16 protein-coding genes are annotated in these 19,587 nt (G+C 64.9%); 7 read left to right on the forward strand and 9 right to left on the reverse strand.

Translation table 11 applies throughout. The features are described 5' to 3' along the window. Nucleotides 1–48: 48 nt before the first annotated feature. The 4 genes from JQ603_RS14190 to murJ all read right to left on the reverse strand — a co-directional run bounded on the left by JQ603_RS14190 (nt 49) and on the right by murJ (nt 4,178). Nucleotides 49–618, reverse strand: a complete 570-nt coding sequence (locus tag JQ603_RS14190; RefSeq protein WP_212340233.1) for a NifU family protein — start codon at nt 616–618, stop codon at nt 49–51. A gap of 281 nt (nt 619–899) precedes the next feature. After that, the gene (locus JQ603_RS14195; RefSeq protein ID WP_212340234.1) at nt 900–1,394 is read right to left on the reverse strand and encodes a universal stress protein; all 495 of its coding nucleotides are present in this window, start codon (nt 1,392–1,394) and stop codon (nt 900–902) included. 107 nt (nt 1,395–1,501) lie between these two features. Further along, nucleotides 1,502–2,554 (reverse strand): tryptophan--tRNA ligase, encoded by a 1,053-nt coding sequence (trpS, locus tag JQ603_RS14200; RefSeq protein ID WP_212340237.1) that lies wholly within the window; start codon nt 2,552–2,554, stop codon nt 1,502–1,504. Between the two features lie 91 nt (nt 2,555–2,645). Continuing rightward, a complete protein-coding gene (gene murJ / locus JQ603_RS14205; RefSeq protein ID WP_212341516.1) occupies nt 2,646–4,178 on the reverse strand; it encodes a murein biosynthesis integral membrane protein MurJ in 1,533 nt (510 codons plus the stop codon). A gap of 125 nt (nt 4,179–4,303) precedes the next feature. Between murJ and JQ603_RS14210 the strand changes: the two genes are divergently transcribed. After that, nucleotides 4,304–5,305 carry an adenosine kinase gene (locus JQ603_RS14210; protein ID WP_212340239.1) on the forward strand — a complete coding sequence of 334 codons (1,002 nt, stop codon included), beginning with the start codon at nt 4,304–4,306 and terminating at the stop codon, nt 5,303–5,305. A 188-nt stretch (nt 5,306–5,493) separates the two neighbouring features. Here the strand turns inward: JQ603_RS14210 and JQ603_RS14215 are convergent, their stop codons facing one another. After that, nucleotides 5,494–6,687, reverse strand: coding sequence for a serine hydrolase domain-containing protein (locus tag JQ603_RS14215; RefSeq protein WP_212340241.1), 1,194 nt, complete (start codon nt 6,685–6,687; stop codon nt 5,494–5,496). A 344-nt stretch (nt 6,688–7,031) separates the two neighbouring features. Between JQ603_RS14215 and JQ603_RS14220 the strand changes: the two genes are divergently transcribed. Both JQ603_RS14220 and JQ603_RS14225 read left to right on the forward strand, forming a co-directional pair. After that, complete coding sequence (locus tag JQ603_RS14220) at nt 7,032–7,352, forward strand: hypothetical protein (protein WP_063685845.1); 321 nt, start codon at nt 7,032–7,034, stop codon at nt 7,350–7,352. Between the two features lie 107 nt (nt 7,353–7,459). After that, the gene (locus JQ603_RS14225) at nt 7,460–8,953 is read left to right on the forward strand and encodes an NAD-dependent succinate-semialdehyde dehydrogenase (protein WP_212340243.1); all 1,494 of its coding nucleotides are present in this window, start codon (nt 7,460–7,462) and stop codon (nt 8,951–8,953) included. Nucleotides 8,954–8,990: 37 nt separating this feature from the next. On the opposite strand, the gene JQ603_RS14230 is transcribed toward JQ603_RS14225, so the two are convergent. Next, nucleotides 8,991–9,908 (reverse strand): LysR family transcriptional regulator, encoded by a 918-nt coding sequence (locus tag JQ603_RS14230; protein WP_212340244.1) that lies wholly within the window; start codon nt 9,906–9,908, stop codon nt 8,991–8,993. Between the two features lie 142 nt (nt 9,909–10,050). Here JQ603_RS14230 and JQ603_RS14235 point away from each other — a divergent pair, with 142 nt between their 5' ends. After that, nucleotides 10,051–11,040 (forward strand): zinc-dependent alcohol dehydrogenase family protein, encoded by a 990-nt coding sequence (locus JQ603_RS14235; RefSeq protein ID WP_212341517.1) that lies wholly within the window; start codon nt 10,051–10,053, stop codon nt 11,038–11,040. A gap of 28 nt (nt 11,041–11,068) precedes the next feature. Beyond that, complete coding sequence (locus JQ603_RS14240) at nt 11,069–11,947, forward strand: MBL fold metallo-hydrolase (protein ID WP_212340246.1); 879 nt, start codon at nt 11,069–11,071, stop codon at nt 11,945–11,947. Between the two features lie 251 nt (nt 11,948–12,198). On the opposite strand, the gene JQ603_RS14245 is transcribed toward JQ603_RS14240, so the two are convergent. From JQ603_RS14245 to JQ603_RS14255, 3 genes are all read right to left on the reverse strand, one after another. Next, complete coding sequence (locus JQ603_RS14245) at nt 12,199–14,409, reverse strand: SulP family inorganic anion transporter (RefSeq protein WP_433996641.1); 2,211 nt, start codon at nt 14,407–14,409, stop codon at nt 12,199–12,201. Between the two features lie 205 nt (nt 14,410–14,614). Then, nucleotides 14,615–15,529, reverse strand: a complete 915-nt coding sequence (locus JQ603_RS14250; RefSeq protein WP_212340250.1) for a phosphoribosylaminoimidazolesuccinocarboxamide synthase — start codon at nt 15,527–15,529, stop codon at nt 14,615–14,617. A gap of 63 nt (nt 15,530–15,592) precedes the next feature. Beyond that, nucleotides 15,593–16,510 carry a pirin family protein gene (locus JQ603_RS14255; protein ID WP_212340252.1) on the reverse strand — a complete coding sequence of 306 codons (918 nt, stop codon included), beginning with the start codon at nt 16,508–16,510 and terminating at the stop codon, nt 15,593–15,595. A 332-nt stretch (nt 16,511–16,842) separates the two neighbouring features. On the opposite strand from JQ603_RS14255, the gene JQ603_RS14260 reads away from it, so the two are divergent. Next, nucleotides 16,843–17,904: an AraC family transcriptional regulator gene (locus JQ603_RS14260; protein WP_212340254.1), complete on the forward strand. Its 1,062-nt coding sequence runs from the start codon at nt 16,843–16,845 to the stop codon at nt 17,902–17,904. Between the two features lie 209 nt (nt 17,905–18,113). Continuing rightward, nucleotides 18,114–19,538, forward strand: a complete 1,425-nt coding sequence (locus tag JQ603_RS14265; RefSeq protein WP_212340256.1) for a serine hydrolase domain-containing protein — start codon at nt 18,114–18,116, stop codon at nt 19,536–19,538. The last annotated feature ends 49 nt before the right edge of the window (nt 19,539–19,587 follow it).

Consider the following 19,587-nt stretch of genomic DNA (forward strand, 5'->3'; position numbering starts at 1 on the left):
CGGTGGGCACGGCGCAAGCGCGCCTTTGCCCACCCTACGACAGCTCGATTACATCGGCCGGACTTCGACCACGTCGGGCACGAAGTGCTTGAGCAGGTTCTGGATACCGTGCTGGAGCGTTGCGGTCGATGACGGGCAGCCGGAGCAGGCGCCCTTCATGTTGAGATAGACGATGCCGTCCTTGAAGCCGCGGAAGGTGATGTCGCCGCCGTCATTGGCGACCGCCGGCCGCACGCGGGTCTCGATCAGATCCTTGATCATGTCGACCGTCTCGGCATCGGCCTCGTCGAAGAACTCGTCCTCGTCGTCGAGATCGACATCGCTGTGTGCTTCGCCGCCGGCGAGCAGCGGCGCGCCGGACATGTAGTGCTCCATGATGGCGCCGAGGATCGCGGGCTTGAGCTGCTGCCATTCACCGCTCGCCTTGGTCACGGTGATGAAGTCCGATCCGTAGAACACGCCGGTAACGCCGGGCACCTCGAACAGCTTCTCGGCCAGCGGCGACCGCGCGGCCGATTCGCGGCTCGAAAATTCCATCGGGCTGCCGTCGACCACGACGCGGCCGGGAATGAACTTCAGCGTGGCGGGATTGGGGGTGGCTTCGGTTTGAATGAACATGGTTTTCTCCAGACGTCGCCGGTTCAAGGCCGGCGCGTGCTCTATCACCTAGCAGATGGCGACGGGGAACGCACGGTCAAGGGGAGGGGGAAATTTCGCTTATAAATTTCAGTGAGTTAGGGCGCTTCTTACCCTCCCCTGGAGGGGGAGGGTCGGCGCGAAGCGCCGGGGTGGGGTGATCTCTCTGCACGGGCACTGTCGGATGGGGAAACACCGTCACCCCACACCGCTCGCGCTGCGCGCGATCGACCCTCCCCCTCCAGGGGAGGGTAAGAGACCACCTACGACAGCGAATCCACGCTTTGGTCGCTCAGGGCGCCCGAGATGATCGTCACCGGCACCGGGAACGAGCCGAGCGCATGCGCCAGCAGCGCGACCAGCGGTCCCGGACCCTCCGCGCCGGGATTGGCGGCGAGCACCAGCATGGCGATGTCAGGGTCCTCGTCGATGACAGCGAGCAGCTGTTCCATCGCGGCGCCTTCGCGGATCACCCGTTCCGGTGTTATTGCGGCGATGCCGTTGGCTCTCCCGGCGGCGCGGTCGAGCGCGGCCTCCGCGGCCTCCTGCGCCTCGGCGCGCATGATGTCGGCGACCCCAAGCCATTCCTGGGTTTGCTCCTCGGGCTCGATGATGCGCAGCATCACCACGCCGCCGGCGGCTCGGATCGCCCAGCGGCTGGCGTAATAGACCGCACGATCCCATTCGGCGCTGTCGTCGACGACGACGAGGCATTTGGGCTTGTGACCCGGCTCGAAGCAAAGTCGCTTGCTGGTCATGCATGTCCCGGCATGTGCACGGCCGACATGCTGCCACACTCCCGCAATGTTTGGGAGAGGCGAAGCGGGCCGGCGCAATGGCGCCAGCCGGTCTTGCGAAGCGCGCCTTAGCGCCGGCGGATGAAGCCGACGATGTCCTTCGAGAGCTTCATGGTCTCGTCGGCGATGGCGCGGGCCCGGTCGGAACCCTCGTTCAGGATCGTGTCGATATGGCCGGGGTCGGCGACGAGGCGCTTCATCTCGCCGGCGATCGGCGCGAGCTTGGTGACGCACAGCTCCGCCAGCGCGTTCTTGAAGCTGGAGAACTGGCCGCCGCCGAAATCGCGGAGCACGTCGGCCTTGGAACGGCCGGAGAGCGCGGCGAAGATGCCGACGAGATTGTCGGCCTCGGGGCGTGCTTCCAGGCCCTTCTCTTCCGTCGGCAGCGGCTCCGGATCGGTCTTCGCCTTGCGGATCTTCTGCGCGATCGTGTCAGCATCGTCGGTGAGGTTGATGCGCGAATTGTCGGAGGCATCCGACTTCGACATCTTCTTGGTGCCGTCGCGCAGGCTCATCACGCGCGTCGCCGGGCCCGTGATCAAGGGTTCCGGCAGCGGGAAGAACAGGCCGTCATTGGCGCCGTGGCTGCGGATCGAGTCGCCGAAATCGTTGTTGAACTTCTGCGCGATGTCGCGCGAGAGCTCGAGATGCTGCTTCTGGTCCTCGCCCACGGGAACGTGGGTGGCGCGGTAGAGCAGGATGTCGGCGGCCATCAGCACGGGATAGTCGAACAGCCCCACGGACGCGTTCTCGCGGTCCTTGCCGGCCTTCTCCTTGAACTGGGTCATGCGGCCGAGCCAGCCCATGCGCGCGACGCAGTTGAAGATCCAGGCGAGCTCGGCGTGTCCCGAGACCTGGCTCTGGTTGAACACGATGTGCTTCTTCGGATCGATGCCGGCGGCGATGAACGCCGCCGTCACCTCGCGGGTGTTGCGCGCGAGCTCGACCGGTCCGCCCCAGACGTCCACGCCTTGCGTGATCGCGTGCATGTCGACGACGCAATAGATACAGTTGTGGGTTTCCTGCATCTTCACGAAGTTGACGATGGCGCCGAGATAATTGCCGAGGTGCAGATTGCCCGTCGGCTGGACGCCCGAAAAGACCCGTTCAACGAATGGCATGGTCAGCCTTCCCAAAGGTATTTGGCCGTCGTTTCCAACAGCGGCGCTGCTCCGTCAAGGGTAATTCGATGGCCTGCATGCCGGGGCTGGGCTAGGCAGGCCGCTTCAAGGCGGCAGTCGCCTCGCGCCAGGAGGCGGCGCCGAGGGTCTGCAGCAACAGGCCGTAGACGGCGATTCCGGCCGCGATCTGCACGCCCAGCACGATGAAGCGGATCAGGCCATGCGTCTCGGCGGGCATAAGGCCTGTCGTCAGCCAGAGCAGGGCACCCATCACGGCTGCGGCGAGCACGATCCGCGGCAGCCGTTTTCGCGCGGCGGCGTCCACCGAGAAACCGAATTCGCCGGTGCCCTTCCGGAGCAGCGAAATCGCGCTGCTCCAGGCCCCGGCCGCGATGCTTGCGGCGATCCCGCTGGCGCCGAAGAAATGCCCGAGCAGGACGGCGAGCGCGACCGCGACCACAAAGCCTTTGGCGGTGGCCATGAGCGGCGTCATCGTGTCGCTGCGGGCATAGAACGCCGGCGACAGCGCCTTGATCAGCACGTGGGCCGGCAGGCCCAGCGCCAGCCACATCAAGGCATGCGCAGTTGCCGTGCTGTCGTCCGCGCCGAAGGCGCCGTGCTCGAACAGCAGCCGCACGATCGGCTCGGCCAGCACGATCAGGCCGAGCGTCGCCGGCAGCGCCAGCCCGGCTGCAAGCTCCAGCGCCCGCGATTCCGCATGCGCCACCGCCTCGCGGTCGCCGCTGGTGACGGCGCGCGTCAGCTCCGGCACCAGCACGGTGCCCATGGCGACGCCGACGATGCCGAGCGGCAGCTCGATCAGGCGGTTGGCGAAATAGAGCCAGGACACGGCGGACGGCGTGGCCGACGCAATGATCGCGCCCGCGACCATCAGCCATTGCGGCCCCGAGCTTGCGATCATGCCGGGAATGGCCTTGGCGAAAAAGCCGCGCATCTCCTTGTCGAAGCTGACGCGGAGCGGTGTCGCAAGATTCGCACTGCGCTGCGACAGCAGCATCAGCAGTTGCAGCAGGCCGGCGATGCCGACGGTCGCTGCCAGCATCCATGCTGCGAAGGTCGCGTCGGCATGCCCGACGAGCAGCGCTGCGATCGCGGCGATCAGCGCGATGTTGAACAGCAGCGGCGAGAAGGCCGTGAGCGCAAAGCGTCCTTGCGCGTTCAGCAACCCCATCAGCACCGTGACGGGCCCGGCGAAGGCGAGATAGGGCAGCATCAGCCGCGCATTCGCGACGGCGAGATCGAGCGTGCTGCTCCCGAGAAAGCCCGGCGCGATGATCGTGATGATCAGCGGCATCACGAGCGCAATCACAGCCGAAATTGCGATCAGGGCCACGCTGACGGTGCCGAGCACGCGGCCCGCGAAGGCGGAAGCAGCCTCCTCGCCATCGCGGTCACGGACGCGCAGCCAGGCCGGGATCAGCGCCGCATTGAGCGCACCCTCGCTGAGCAGCCGTCGCACCACGTTGACGAGCTGGAACGCCGCCAGAAACGCATCCGCCACCGCGCCGGTGCCGAGCAGTGCGGCAATCATGGAATCGCGCGCAAAGCCCAGCAGCCGCGAGGCCAGTGTTCCCGTCGAAACTGTCAGGAAGGAGCGGATCATCGAGCGTACATAATACCGTTGCTTGCCCCTGCAGGGCCGGTCGTGATAGGCCGCGAGCCAGATTTCAGGCTGACAGGAAGCGGATTTCCGCAAGGATCGCAATCCGCCAAACAGGATCAAGGTGAATGGCTGACGTGAAATATGACGTTCTCGGGATCGGCAACGCGCTGTTCGACGTGCTGGTCAGGACCGACGAAGCCTTTCTGGCCAAGCACGGCATGACCAAGGGCAGCATGTCCCTGATCGACGAGGCGCGCGCCGCCGCCATTTACAAGGACATGGGTCCGGCAACGGAAGTCTCGGGCGGATCGGCCGCCAACACCATCGTCGGCATCGGCAGCCTGGGGGCGCGCGCGGCCTATGTCGGCAAGGTCAAGGACGACCAGATCGGCAAGCTCTACGTCCACGACATCCGCGCCGCCGGCGTCGCCTTCAACACGCCCGCCGCGACGGACGGTCCCGCCACCGGCTGCTCCTACATCCTGGTCACGGATGACGGCGAGCGCACCATGAACACCTATCTCGGCGCGGCGCAGGACCTGTCGCCCGCCGATATCGATCCGGCCGAGATCGCGTCCGCCGGCATCGTCTATCTCGAGGGCTATCTCTGGGACCCCAAGAACGCCAAGGATGCCTTCGTCAAGGCGGCCAAGATCGCCCATGACGCGAAGCGCAAGGTGGCGCTGACGCTGTCGGATTCCTTCTGCGTCGATCGCTATCGCGACGAGTTTCTCTCACTTATGCGCAACGGCACCGTCGACATCGTCTTCGCCAACGAGTCCGAGCTGCATTCGCTCTACACGACCTCGGATTTCGACACCGCGCTGAAGCAGCTGCGCAACGACGTCAATCTCGGCGTGGTCACCCGCAGCGAGAAGGGCTGCATGGTGGTGTCGTCGGAAGACGCCGTCGCAGCGCCGGCCTTCCCGGTCGACAAGGTCGTCGACACCACCGGCGCCGGCGACCTCTTCGCCGCCGGCTTCCTCTATGGTCTGGCGCGCAATCTCGCCTACAAGCAGTGCGGCGAGCTCGGCGCGCTCGCGGCCGCCGAAGTGATCCAGCACATCGGCGCCCGGCCGCTGGTGTCGCTGAAGCAGCTCGCCGGCCAGCGCGGGCTGACAGTTTAAGGCTCGTCTCTCTTGCGAGGATCTTGTAGCCCGGATGGAGCGTAGCGAAATCCGGGTTCTGTCCCCGCGGCAAGTCGGCCCCGGATTGCGCGTCGCTTCATCCGGGCTACAGGCCTCATCCTCCGCTCTCATCGCCCGGCGTGCGAGCCGGGCGATCCAGTCGTTGCATCGTGAGAGCGCTCAGTCCCTCACGCCGCCTTCTGCCCGCTCCCCGCATCGAGCCCGGCATAGATCCCGCGCTCGAAGCCCGTGAAGGCCTCGATGCACTTGGCGTCGACGAACGGCAACACCTGCATCAGGATCACGCCGGAAACATCGCGCGCCGGGTCGATCCAGAAATAAGTGTTGGCGAGACCAGCCCAGGCGAGGCTGCCGGCACTGCGGCCTTCCGGTGTTTTGGCGGTATTGATCAGGAAGGACAGCCCCCACTTCTTCACGATGTCAGGGAAGAGATCGACATCGTTGGTGTACATGGGCGCAACCGTCGTCATCTTGCCAATGGTGAGATCGCCGATGTGGTTCTGTCCCATCGTCGCGACCGTGTCGGCCTTCAGCACCTGATTGCCGTTGCCGCGGCCCTTGTTCAGGATCATCTGGGTGAACTTGATGTAGTCGCCGGCAGTGCCGTAAAGGCCGCCACCACCCATGCAAAATTCCGGATTCTGCTCGATCTCGAACGGGATCGGCGCCAGCGATCCATCCTCGCCGCGAGCATGGGTGGCGACCAGCCGCTTGCGCATGTCGTCGGTGATCTTGAAGCCGGTGTCGCTCATGCCGAGCGGGGTGAAGAGATTGTCGCGCAGATAGGCATCGAGCCGCTTGCCGCTGACGGCTTCCACGGCCTTGCCGACGAAGTCGATGTTGATGCCATATTCCCAGCGCGTACCGGGATCGGACATGATCGGCGTCTTCAGCGCGATGTCCTGGCAGGAGAAGATGTTCGGGGTCCCGGTCTTCTCCAAATAGACCGCGAGATCGCCGTTCCACACATTGTAGGCAAAGCCGGCGGTATGGGTCATGAGCTGGCGCAGTGTGATCGCACCCTTGGCCGGCCGCAGCTTCGGCTCGCCCTTGGCATCAAAGCCTTCCAGCACCTGCGGCTTGGCGAGATCGGGCAGCACGTCGCCGATCGGCTTATCCAGCGACAGCTTGCCCTGTTCGACCAGCTGCATCGCGCCTGCCGATGTCACCGCCTTCGTCATCGAGGCGATCCAGAACACGCTGTCCAGCGTCATCGCATCGGGCTTGGAGAGGTCGCGCTTGCCGAACGCGCCCTGATACAGCACGTCGTTACCGCTCGCGGCGATCGCGACGACGCCGGGAATCTCCTTGGCATCGCTGGTCTTGCGCAGAATCTCGTCGATCTGGGCCTGGCTTTGCATGCGCGTTTCCTCCGGTTTGATTATTGTTGGAAGTGATCGATTGTCCTCCCGCGGCTCGCGCGCGGCAAGCGCCTCCACCTTCGCGCCGGTCGCGATGTCGTGACTTGACGGCCCGCGCCCCACGCAGGACGAGAAGGCGGCTGGACGGCAACACTCCGTCACAATCTGCGGTGGATGACCGCAACGAGCCGTGACCACGGATGGGTCGTGGCGATATGTTTTTCGTGTTTGGAAGCACTTGAAACATTTTGTGCGTTGCGACGTTCAGCACTCGGCCGATCGACGGCCGACGTTAAGACTTGATGCAAATTTGGCGGCCGGTACCCGGCCGCGGGGGACCTCAAATGATTTCGACCTGGAGCGAATGGAAGCGCTATCCCCGTCCCGGACGGGGCGACAACCTTGAGGCGCCGATCTCGCCCGGCATTTACGAGGTCCGTGTCGCCGGCACCGGCGCACTCTATTCGTTCGGCGCGGTCGACAATCTGGCGCAGTCGCTGGCGCTGCTGCCGGTCGGCTCGAAATCCTGGTTCGGTCGCCGCGACACCTCCGACGTTCCCGATCTCGAATACCGGACCTGCGCGACGTCCTCGAAGGCCGACGCCAAGGCAGCCGCCGAGCGCATGATCGGCCGGCGCGAGACCTATATGAGCGGCGCGGCGTAAGGCCGCTGCGAGTTTAACTGCCATCAGCTGTGCGTTGCGGGGCCGTGCATTGCGCGCCGCCTGTCCCTATATTCCGGGCCAATCCGATCGCCCTCAGGGAGAACGCCATGACCCCGACTGCCGCCGCCCGCGCCACGCAAGCCACCGCCACCCTGCGCGACCGGTTGAAGGACCCCTCGCTGCTGAAGGAAGCCTGCTATATCGACGGCGCCTGGGTCGGCACGCCGGTCTTTGCCGTCAACAATCCCGCCACTGGCGTCGAGCTCGCAAAGGTCCCGCAGCTTGGCGCGGACGACACGACCAGGGCGGTCGAGGCCGCCGAGCGTGCCTTCCCGGCCTGGGCCAAGCACACCGCCAAGCAGCGCTCCAACATTTTGCGCAAATGGTTCGAGCTGATCACCGCCAATCGCGAGGATCTCGCGCTGATCCTCACCTCCGAGCAGGGCAAGCCGCTCTCCGAGGCGCTCGGCGAGGTCGATATCGGTGCCGCCTATATCGAGTTCTTCGCCGAGGAAGCCCGCCGCGTCTATGGCGAGACCATTCCGAGCCAGCGGCCCGATGCGCGTCTGCTCGCGATCAAGCAGCCGATCGGCGTCTGCGGCGCGATCACGCCGTGGAATTTCCCGAACTCGATGATCACCCGAAAGGTCTCGCCGGCGCTGGCCGCGGGCTGCACCGTGGTGCTCAAGCCCGCCAACGAGACGCCGCTGTCGGCGCTGGCGCTGGCCGTGCTCGCCGAGAAGGCCGGCATCCCCAAGGGCGTGCTCAACATCATCACCGGCGATGCGCCGCCGATCGGCAAGGTGCTGTGCGAGCATCCCGCGGTGCGCTTCGTCGGCTTCACCGGCTCGACCGCGGTCGGCAAGATCCTCTACCAGCAGGCCTCGGTCGGCGTGAAGCGGCTCGGCCTCGAGCTCGGCGGCAACGCACCGTTCATCGTGTTCGATGACGCCGACATCGATGCTGCCGTCGAAGGCGCGATCGTCTCGAAGTATCGCAACATGGGCCAGACCTGCGTCTGCGCCAACCGCATCTACGCCCAGGACAAGATCTACGACGCGTTCGTGCAGAAGCTCTCGAAGAAGGTCGCGGCGATGAAGATCGGCGACGGCACCGAGAGCGGCGTCACGCAGGGGCCTCTGATCAACATGAAGGCGGTCGACAAGGTCGAGCGGCACATCGCGGATGCCGTGAAGCGCGGCGCCAAGGTCGTCACCGGCGGCAAGCGCAGCGAGCTCGGACGCTCCTTCTTCGAGCCGACGGTGCTCGCCGACGTCAAGCCGGACTCGCTGGTGTCGCAGGAAGAAACCTTCGGCCCGCTCGCGCCTGTGATCCGCTTCAAGGAAGAAGCCGATGTCATCGCGATGTGCAACGCCTCGCCGTTTGGTCTTGCCTCCTACTTCTACTCCCGCGATCTCGGCCGCGTCTGGCGCGTCGCCGAAGCGCTGGAATCAGGCATGGTCGGCGTCAACACCGGCCTGATCACCACGGAAGTCGCGCCCTTCGGCGGCGTCAAGGAAAGCGGCCTCGGCCGTGAAGGCTCGCGTCACGGCATGGAAGAATATGTCGAGATCAAATACGTGATGATGGCGGGGGTGTGAGGCCCGTCGTCGTCGCGGGCACGCGAAGACCGCGTCGTCAGGGTGGGCTGATCCACGGACTGTCCACACCGACGACGATGCTCTTCGCCCAATCGATGAAGACCCGCACTTGCGGAGCCAAATGCTCGCGTGCCGGAAACATGATCGACAGCGGGCGATGGACCGGCCGCAATTTCGGGAGGACCCGCACAAGCTCTCCGCTCTTCAAGTAGTCTTTGACGACGCAACCGGGCACCTGAATAAGCCCCATGCCGGCGAGAGCGCACGCAAGGAAGGCTTCCGTGTCGTTCACGAGGATGCCTGTTTCAAGGCGCAGTTCGCGCTCGCCGGGTCCCTGCGGGAGACGCCAGGGGATGGCGATATGGCCCCTGCCTGAAAAATAGTTGACCGCGAGATGATCGCTGAGGTCCTCGACACTTTCCGGAGTGCCGTACCTGTCGAGGTAGGCCGGTGATGCGCAGATCAGCATGGCCATCTTGGCGAGAACGCGCCCGACGAGACTGCTGACCGGCAGATCGCCTATCCTCAAGACACAATCGACACCCTCAGCGATCAGATCGACCGGCTGATCGCTGACGCCAAGAATGAGATCGATATCCGGGTATTTCGCCTGGAAGTCCGGAAGATTGGGAATGATCAGCGGTTTCGCGATCGCGACCGGGATGTCGACGCGCAGGCGTCCTTTCGGAGCATCGCCCACGCCGCCAAACAGGTTCCGCGCTTGCCCGACCTCGTTCAATATTGCGACCGCGCGATCATGAAACAACCGTCCTTCACTCGTCAGCGAGGTCTGGCGCGTCGTTCGATGCAGCAGCCTTGCGCCGATTGACGCTTCCAGTTCGTTCACGGCGTTCGTGACCGTTGGACGGGTCGCGCGCAGGGCCTCGGCCGCCCGCGTGAAGCTCCTGTTCTCCGCCACGGCCACGAAGACCCTCAATTGCTGCAGAAAGTCCATTCGTCTCCGCCGTGCGGGTCAATCGGGCTCGTCCTCGATTGTTATCTTATTATATAACAATCAAGTCCGAATTTCGTCGCTTCTGAAGAACAAATGGCGAGGCTATTTCCCAGCTGCTCCGAATGATCCGAAAAGGCAGCAGATGGCTCGCGTTGTTCGCTTTCACGACTATGGTGACCCCGACGTTCTCAAGATCGAGGACGTCGATGTCGCGGCTCCCGATGCGGGCGAAGTCCAGATCGACGTGCGCGCGATCGGGCTCAATCGCGCCGAGATCATGTTTCGCCGCAACGCCTACGTCCAGCAGGCACAGCTGCCCAGCCGATTGGGCTATGAGGCTGCCGGTGTCGTCAAAGCGGTTGGCTCGTCGGTGAGCGATTTCCGTCCGGGCCAGTCGGTGAGTGTCATTCCGACGGAAGATATGGCGCGATGGGGCACCTATGGCGAAGTCATCAACATTCCGGCCCGCCATCTGGTGGTGCATCCCGAAAACCTCACCTTCGAGCAAGCCGCTGCGTCGTGGATGAAGTACGTCACCGCGTGGGGCGCGCTGATCGAGCAAGCGAAGCTGACGGCGGGCGACTATGTGATCGTCACGGCGGCATCCAGCAGCGTCGGGACTGCGGCGTTTCAGATCGCGCGCGCGGTGGGAGCAACGGTCATCGCGACGACGCGGACTTCCGCGAAAAGCAAGGCGCTGTTGGATGCAGGTGCCCATCACGTCGTCGCAACCGCTGAGGCGGATCTCGTCTCGCGGGTGATGGAGATCACGAGCGGCAAGGGAGCGCGCGTCGTCTTCGATCCGATCGGCGGCCCCGCCATCGAGCAATTGGCGAATGCGATGTCTCATCGGGGAATTCTGCTCGAATACGGTGCCTTGAGCCCGGACATTGGCGCTTTCCCCCAATTCGCCGTGCTTCGGAAGAGCCTGACGATCAAGGGATATTTGTACAACGAAGTCGTGGCTGACGACGACGCGCTGGCGCGGGCGAAGCAGTTCATCTCGGATGGCCTTTCATCCGGGACGCTGAAGCCGCTGATCTCCCGAAGCTTCAAGTTCGAACAGATCCAGGAGGCGACGCGCTTCCTGGAGTCGAACGAGCAGATCGGAAAAATCGTCGTCACTGTTTGAGACGCGCAACGCAGTTAGGGGTGATGGAATGACGAACGCGAACAAATGGCAGGCTCCCGGCCTGAACCGGCGGAAGATCGGCGACTATGTCGTCACCGCTATCGTCGATGGCATCGTCGGTGTGCCGTTCGACTTCCTGTCCGGAATAGGACCCGATGAGGCGATGAGCATGACGGTGGCGGCGGGACGTCCTTCGTCATCCGCGATGACCGTCAGCGCCTATCTGATCGAGGGAAAGGGCCGGACCATATTGGTGGATGGCGGTGGCGGCGGCATCAACGGGTGGGGCGGGCGACTGCACACCTCGCTTGCTGCGGCCAACGTGGATCCGCTCGCAATCGACCAGGTTCTCCTGACCCACGCCCATCCGGATCACATCGGAGGTCTCGTCGGAGCGTTGCCGTCGGCGCCCCAGTTTCCCAACGCCGAAATCGTGATGCACGACGCCGAATTCGCTTTCTGGACGGATGATGCGAACCTCAATCAGGCCCCGGATCCGGTCAAGCCGTTCTTTCACGCCGCCCGCGCCGCATTCGCGGCCTATGGCGCCCGGCGCCGGACGGTCAGCGCGGGGCAAGTCGCGCCCGGCATCATGATCGAACATCTGCCCGGCCATACGCCGGGGCATAGCGGCTATCGGATCGATGGCGGCGCTGCGTCCCTGCTCATCTGGGGTGACATCGTTCATTATCCGGACATCCAGGTGCAAAGACCCGAGGTGACGATCGCGTTCGACGCGGATCCGCAGGCGGCGGCAGAGACCCGAACGAAAATGCTGGAAAGAGTCTCTGCGACCGGCGAGCTCGTCGCCGGAATGCACCTGAATTTCCCCGGGTTCGCGCGGCTGTCGAAGAAGGGACGGTCGTTCGAGATCTGTCATGAGCCCTGGTCCGCGGAGCTCATCTGACGCGTTCTCCTTCGTCGTCCTGGCGAAAGCCAGGACCCATTGCCCCAGGGAGAAGTGGCGAAGATTCCGGTACTTGCACCGCTCGCAATCGATAGATTCCGCGGTATGGGTCTTGGCTTTCGCCAGGACGACACCGAGGTTGTGGCGCGCTAACGGCTTTGCCGCCTTAGCATCGTAGCCCGGATGAGCGCAGCGACATCCGGGGTCTCAGCTCCCGCATATCGCTGCGCTCCATCCGGTCTACGCCGCTCTTACCGCCTCAACACCGCAATCATCCGGTTCGCAAATGTCAGCCGCTCGGCCATGACCGACACGAAATAGGTCAGCAGCTTGTTGCTGAGCGCGGGGGCTTCGGACTTGATCGCGTCGAACTGGTGGATGTTGAGCACGTAGAGCACGCTGTCGACCTCGGCCTGGATCGTCGCGCTCCGCGGCGTGCGTGAGACCAGGCCCATCTCGCCGATCGTGGTGTAGCGGCCGAGGCTGCGCACGCGCGTGGTGCGGCCGTCGTCGGCGGGGATCATGATGCCGACGCGGCCGTCGAGGATGAAATGCATGGAATCGGCGGGGTCTCCGGCGTTCACGATGACCTCGCCGGCCTCGACCTCGATGCGCTGGCAGCGGCGGATCAGCTCGTCGGCATCGTCCTCGCTGCCGAGGATGCGCGCGAACCAGTCCCGCAGGCTGGCTTCTTCCCGCGCCAGGTCCTGATGCTGCGAGATGATCTCGTTCTCGCACCATTCCAGTGCGTGATCGAGCTCGGGGATGATGGTGACGCCCTCGCCGATGAAGTCGCTGGCGCGCAGCACCTTCTCGGCCGAGGTCGACAGATGCACCAGGATCAGCTCGACGCCGAGATCGGCCGCGCTGCGCTTGATCTGGGCAAAGCTGTAGGCGGCCGACGAATCCACCCCGGTGACGAGCTTGAAGTCGAACAGCAGAAAGCGGCATTCGGGACGCTCCTGCAGCAGCTGCTTGACGTGCTGGTAGAGCCGGTTGGCGGAGCCGAAGAACAGATAGCTCTGCAGGTTCAGGCCCTGGATCTTGCCGCCATGGGCCAGCAGCACGTCCTGGTCGTCGCGGGAACGGTCGAGCGAAGAGCGATATTCCGAGCCGTCGAAGCTGTATTTGATCGACTCCACCCTTGCGGCGCTGAACGCAAACGTGGCGCAGCCGATGATCACGCCGATCAGGATGCCCGGCACGAAACCCCAGGTCACGATGATCGCGATGATCGCGAGCAGCGAGAGATATTCGAGCTTCGAAAGCCGCCTGCGCGATTCGATGATCCATTTGTGCAGCTGGTCGGCGCCGAGATAGAGCAGCAGGCCGCCTAGCACGAATTTCGGGATGAAGCCGAGCAGCTGCGGCGCGATCGCCAGCATCAGCAGCGACAGCGCCGCGACGGTGAGGCCGGACAGACGGCCGCGGCCGCCGCTGCTGAAATTGAGGACGGAGCGGCTGATCGAGATGCAGCCGGCATAGCCGCCGAGCGCGCCTGTCAGCATGTTGGCGGCGCCGGTGACGTTCAGCTCGCGTTCCAGATTGGCTTCGCGATGCACGGCGACTTCGATCCCGGTGGTGTTGAACAGCGTGCTCGAAGCCGTGACGAAGATGACGGCGACGAAATTGGCGAGCAGGTCGGGTACGGCGAACCAGGGATAGTGGATGAGACCCTCGGCATGCCAGGGCATCATGAAGGCCGCCTGCGGCGGCGCCTGGAACGTCCAGCCCAGAGCGCGGGCCTCGCCGAGCGAGATGCCGGTGACCCAGAATGCCAGATGCGCCGTGAGTACGCCGCCGACCAGGATGACCGGCAGGCCGAAAGGGCTGCGCGAGCGATGCCAGGTCAGATACAGCACCAGCGCCATGACGCAGGCGGCACCGAGCTCCAGCAATGTCGTGCCGTTGACGAAATGCAGCAGCGTCGCGACGGGATGATCGGTGATGACGCGGATCGCACCCATGACGATCAGGAGTCCGGTGGCACCGAGGAAGCCGCCGACCACGGGGTAGGGCACGTAGCGGATGGCGCGGCCCATCCGCGTCAGGCCCAATCCGCACAGCACCAATCCGGTCAGCACCGTCGACAGGCCGATTGTGATCAGGATCGCCGACAACAGCGGCGTCGACGGGTTGGCGGCCTCGATTCGTTCGAGCACCGAGGCCGCCAGAATTCCCGTCACGGCGGCGGTCGAGCTATCAGGGGCGGCGACCGCGAAGGGCAGGGAGCTGCCGAGCGCGACGACGGCGGCAAGCGCCGCGGAGCTGATGAAGGTCGCCGCGATGCCGTAGGACAGATAGGGCGACAGCGGGCCCGTAAAGATCAGCAATGCGTAGGAGAGTCCGAAGGTGATGGTCAGGACGCTGGCAGCGCTGCCACCCAGTATGTCGTTCAGCGCACGCTTGAGAACCGGCTTGAACCGCGGGTGCGGACTGAGAGTCATCGCTGGGTCGGTCACGTCCTGGCGCTCGCCCCTGAAAAATCCTGTTTGAGACGACGACAGGCTTAGCGCAACAGGCTTCTTGTCGCTATGAAATATCCGGCGGTTTTTGCTGCGGTGACGGTGCAGCCCCCTCTACTGCGGTGACGGTGCAGCCTCATGCTCAACCGTCGTCCCGGCCCCCCGTGCGCAATTGCGCGCTAGGCCGGGACGACGGATAGGCTTAAATCTTCAACTCCGTCCCCGTCACGCGCCGATACGCTTCCAGATACCTTTTGCTGGTCGCCTCCACCACGCTCGCCGGCAGTGGCGGCGGTGGGGCATCGCCGTTCCAGCGGCCGGCGCGGCGCTCGACGTCGAGATAGTCGCGCAAGGGTTGCTTGTCGAAGCTCGCCTGCGGCTGGCCGGGCTTGTAGGCATCGACCGCCCAGAACCGCGAAGAATCCGGCGTCATGACTTCGTCGATCAGGATGATGCGGCCGTTCTTGTCGCGGCCGAACTCGAACTTGGTGTCGGCGATGATGATGCCCTGCTCGCGCGCCAGCTCCTCGCCGAGCGTGTAGATCGCGCGCGTCATGCTCTCGAGCGTGTAGGCGACCTCCTCGCCGACCACGTCGCGCATCTTCGCGATGGTGATGTTCTCGTCGTGCCCGGTCTCGGCCTTGGTCGCCGGGCTGAAGATCGCCGGGTCCAGCTTCTCGCTTTCGACGAGGCCCGCCTTCAGCTTTTCGCCCGCGAGCGTGCCTGAGGCCGCATATTCCTTCCAGGCCGAACCCGAGAGATAGCCGCGGATCACGCATTCGATCGGGAACACGGTGGTGCGCTTGCACAGCATGGCGCGGCCGAGGATCTCGGCGCGGTGCGGCTTCAGGACAGGCACGGCCGCGATGATCTCGTCGGTGTCGGCGCTGATCATGTGATGCGGCACCACGCCCTCGAGCTTGCCGAACCAGAACGCACTGATCTGCGTCAGCACCGCGCCCTTCATCGGAATGGTCTCGCCCATCACGACGTCGAAGGCGCTGATGCGGTCCGTGGTGAGCAGCAGCAGGCGGTCGTCGTCGACGGCATAGATATCGCGCACCTTGCCGCGCCCGATCTTGGTCAGGGGCAGGTCGCTGGAGAGCATGGCGGTCATCGGAAGATCTTTCGAGCAGGACATCCGGCCGCGCCTGATGGCACGGCCGGAGACCGGATTAGCCTATTCCGGCAGCGGAATGAACTCATGTTCCTGCGGAACCGCCGCGAAGCGGCCGGTTTTCCAGTCCTGCTTGGCCTGCTCGATCCGCTCCTTGCTGGAGGAGACGAAATTCCACCAGATGTGGCGCGGGCCCTCCAATGCATCGCCGCCGAGAAACATCATCCGCGTCGCCTTGAGCGCTTTCACCGTGATGCGGTCGCCGGGCCGGAAGATGAGGAGCCGCGGCCCCTCATAGCGTTCGTTCGCAATCTCGACCTCGCCGTCGACGAGATAGATCGCGCGCTCCTCATGATCGGGGTCGAGCGGCACGCTCGCCCCTTCGGCGGCCGTGACCTCGGTGTAGAACCAGGGCGACACCATCGTGACAGGCGAGGTGATGCCGAAGGAGGAGCCCGCGATCACCCGCGCGGTGAAATCGCGCTCGGAGATCATCGGCAGATCGCCCGCCGCATAATGCTGGAACGACGGCGCGATTTCCTCGGATCCCGCCGGCAGCGCGATCCAGCTTTGCAGGCCCAGCATCTTCTGGCCCGAGGCGCGCTGCGCATCCGGCGTGCGCTCGGAATGCGCGATGCCGCGCCCGGCGGTCATCAAATTCATCGCGCCGGGCGCGATCTCCTGGACGTTGCCCTCGCTGTCGCGATGCATGATCGCGCCATCGAACAGATAGGTGACGGTGGCTAGGCCAATATGCGGATGCGGCCGCACGTCCATGCCCTTGCCGGAGACGAACTGCACCGGGCCGAAATGATCGAAGAAGATGAAGGGCCCGACCATCTGCCGCTTGCCGTGCGGCAGTGCCCGGCGCACCGCAAAGCCGTCGCCGAGGTCGCGCGTGCGTGGCACGATGACGAGATCGAGCGCATCGCAGGATTTGGGATCGCCGAGCACGGGATCGTTGTCGGGCATCCAGCTCATGGGTGGGCTCCTTTTTGGCTTTCTTGCGCGCGATGGTAGCAGGAATTTGCAGCGCCGTCGCGACAAAGCCGGGACCCGACGTCACAGGTGCGATAGCGCTGTATTCCGCTGTCGTGCTCCACGACGAGCGGTCGTAGGGTGGGCAAAGGCGCATTAGCGCCGTGCCCACCATCTTTCTCCGATCGAGAAGAAGCCGCGGGCACGCTCCGCTTTGCCCACCCTACGGTCCGTGAAACCGGGCGATGACAGTTGTGGATGCGGATGGTCCTTGAAAAAAGGGGCGCAACGAACGATGTTCGGCGAAATTCCACCGCGCCCGATCGCATCGCCCGATGACACTTGCTGCAACCGAGCTCGTCTTCCGTGCTGCCAGCGTCGCGCTGCTGCTGGTGCTGGCGACGTCATTGGTCTCGGATTTCCGCAACGTGCTGGCAGCCCGCCTCGGTGCGGCCTTCGCGCTCGGCTCGGCCGCGCATGCGGCGAGCTATTCGGTGGACGTCACGTCACCGATCCCGCTCCTGCATGCACCGCTGATCGCGTTATCGACAGGCACCGTCGTGGTGTTCTGGCTGTTCACAAGCTCCCTGTTCGACGATGAGTTTCGCCTTCGCTGGTGGCACGGATGGGTCTGGGCGCTGGTGACGGCTTTCAGCTTCGCAGGTTGCGTCTGGATTGCACCCAGCGGCCATGTGCGGTTCTCGGTGACGATGGTCAATCTGATCGTGCTCGGTTTCATCGCGCTTGCGGTCGGGCAGATGATCGCCTCCTGGCCGGCCGACCTGGTCGAGCGACGCCGCCGCGTTCGCGTCTTCATCGTCTGCGCAACCGCGCTCTATGGCGGGCTGAACGCGGTGCTCCAGATCGCGGTCGCCGGCCAGCACGTCAGCGATGTCGCCGAAACCATCAATGCCGGCGTGCTCGCCTGCATCGTCGCGGGAATCGTCTATGCCATGATGCGCGTTGACGGGGCGGATCTGTTTCCGGCCGCGGCGGAGCCCGCACCCCCTGACGTTTTCAGTCAGCCTGCGGCCGATGACGCCGCCGACCAAAAGCTCATCGATGCGCTGATGCGCCTGATGGCGGACGAGCGGATCTATCGCCAGGAGAACATCACCATCGGCGTGCTGGCGGGCCGGCTGAAAATTCCCGAATACCGGTTGCGCCGGCTCATCAACCAGCGGCTCGGCTACCGCAATTTCAATGTGTTCCTGAACAACCACCGTATCGAGGAGGCCAAGGCCGCGCTCGCCGATCCCGCCCAGGCCGAGGTCCCCGTCATCACCATCGCCATGGACGCCGGCTTCCAGTCGCTCGGCCCCTTCAACCGCGCCTTCAAGGCGGTGACGGGCGTGACGCCGACGGAGTACCGGCGGCTGAAGGTCGGGGTTGCGTGATGGGTCCTTCGCCTCTCCCCGCCTGCGGGGAGAGGGAGCGGACCGCCGCGGCGATAACTTTCCCTGGAAGACAAGGCTTTGAAATAGCTTGCCTATTCCAAAATCGGCCAGCCTCGCCCAGTTTCAGCCAGCCCATTTTCCAAATCCGGCGAGCATCCACCGTCCGCATCCCGCTTCCTGCAGCCACATCCCCCAGCCGGAGAAAGCCCGTGACCCGCCGCCGCAAGATCATCCTCCTCACCACCACCATCGCCGCCGCCGGCCTCGTGCTCGGCGCCGCCCGGGCCCGCGACGTCCCGAAGGTCGCGACCGGGTTCGTTGCCGACATCCTCTGCTCCGAGACCTTCGTCTCCGGCCTCGATCCCAGCCACAACTTCACCGAGACCACCGACGCCATGCCCGGGACCAGCCTCATCACCTGGGCGATGGACACCCGGGTCGATCGCGTGCGCAAGGACGTCACGGTCACGCTGTTCGGCATCGGCCGCAGCCACGCCGTCTATCGCGAGGGCCTCGGCTGCACGCTCGAGCACGGCGCCGGCGTTGCCGCCGTCGAGCCGCCGGCGGACGAGAGGCAGCCGGCATTGTTGCCCGAGATCGCCTCCTTCTCCTCGGTCGTTCCGCCGCAAAGCCCCGAGCTGGCTGTCGCGCTCGACCGTGCCTTCACCGAACCCGCGCAGCCGCCGTACCGCCGCACCCGCGCCATCGTCGTGATGAAGGCCGGCCGCGTCATCGCCGAGCGCTACGCCGACGGCATCGCACCCGAGACGCCGCTGCTCGGTTTCTCCATGACGAAATCGGTGGTCTCCGCCCTGATCGGCGTGAAGGTGCGGCAGGGCAGGCTGAAGCTCGACGGACCCGCGCCGGTCGCCGCCTGGAAAGATCCCGATGATCCCCGCCATGCCATCACCGTCGATCAGCTGCTGCGCCACACCGCGGGCCTTGCGCTCGGCAGCTCGCTGGAGGCCTCGCTCGGCTCCGCCTTCGAGCCGGTCAACCGGATGAAGTTCGTGGAGAAGGACATGGCCGCCTATGCTGAGACCATCCCGCTCGAGACCGCGCCCGGCACCGCGTGGAACTATCACGACGGCAACATGCTCATTCTCTCGCACCTGATCCGCGTTGCTGCCGGTGGCAGTCCCGCAGACGCGCTGCGCTTCGCGCGCCGCGAATTGTTCGCGCCGCTCGGCATGCGCCATGCCGTGCTCCAGCTCGATGGCTCCGGCACGATCGAAGGGTCGGGCGAGATGCTCGCCTCCGCACGCGACTGGGCGCGCTTCGGCCAGCTCTATCTCAATGACGGCGTTGTCGGCGGCAAACGCATCCTCCCCGAGGGCTGGGTGAACTACTCCGCGACGGCGACGCCAAACGCGTGGGTCGGCATCGGCGCCGGCTTCTGGACCAATCAGGGCGACAGCTTTGGCGCAAAATTTCGCGTCGAGCATGGCTGGCCGCGCGATGCCTTCTTCGCCAAGGGCACGATCGGGCAGTACACCATCGTGATCCCCTCGGAGAAACTGGTGATCGTGCGGATGGGGCGCTCGCCGAACGCGCCGCCGCAAGCCGACGGCGTGTTCGATCTGGTGCGCGACGTGGTGGCGGCGACGCGCGAGAAAGGAAAGTTAGCGGGGTGAATTGAGGTCTTTCTTACCCTCCAGGGGAGGGTGAGAAGCGGCTGCGGCT

The sequence above is a fragment of the Bradyrhizobium liaoningense genome (genome assembly GCF_018130825.1).
GTDB lineage: Bacteria > Pseudomonadota > Alphaproteobacteria > Rhizobiales > Xanthobacteraceae > Bradyrhizobium > Bradyrhizobium liaoningense_B.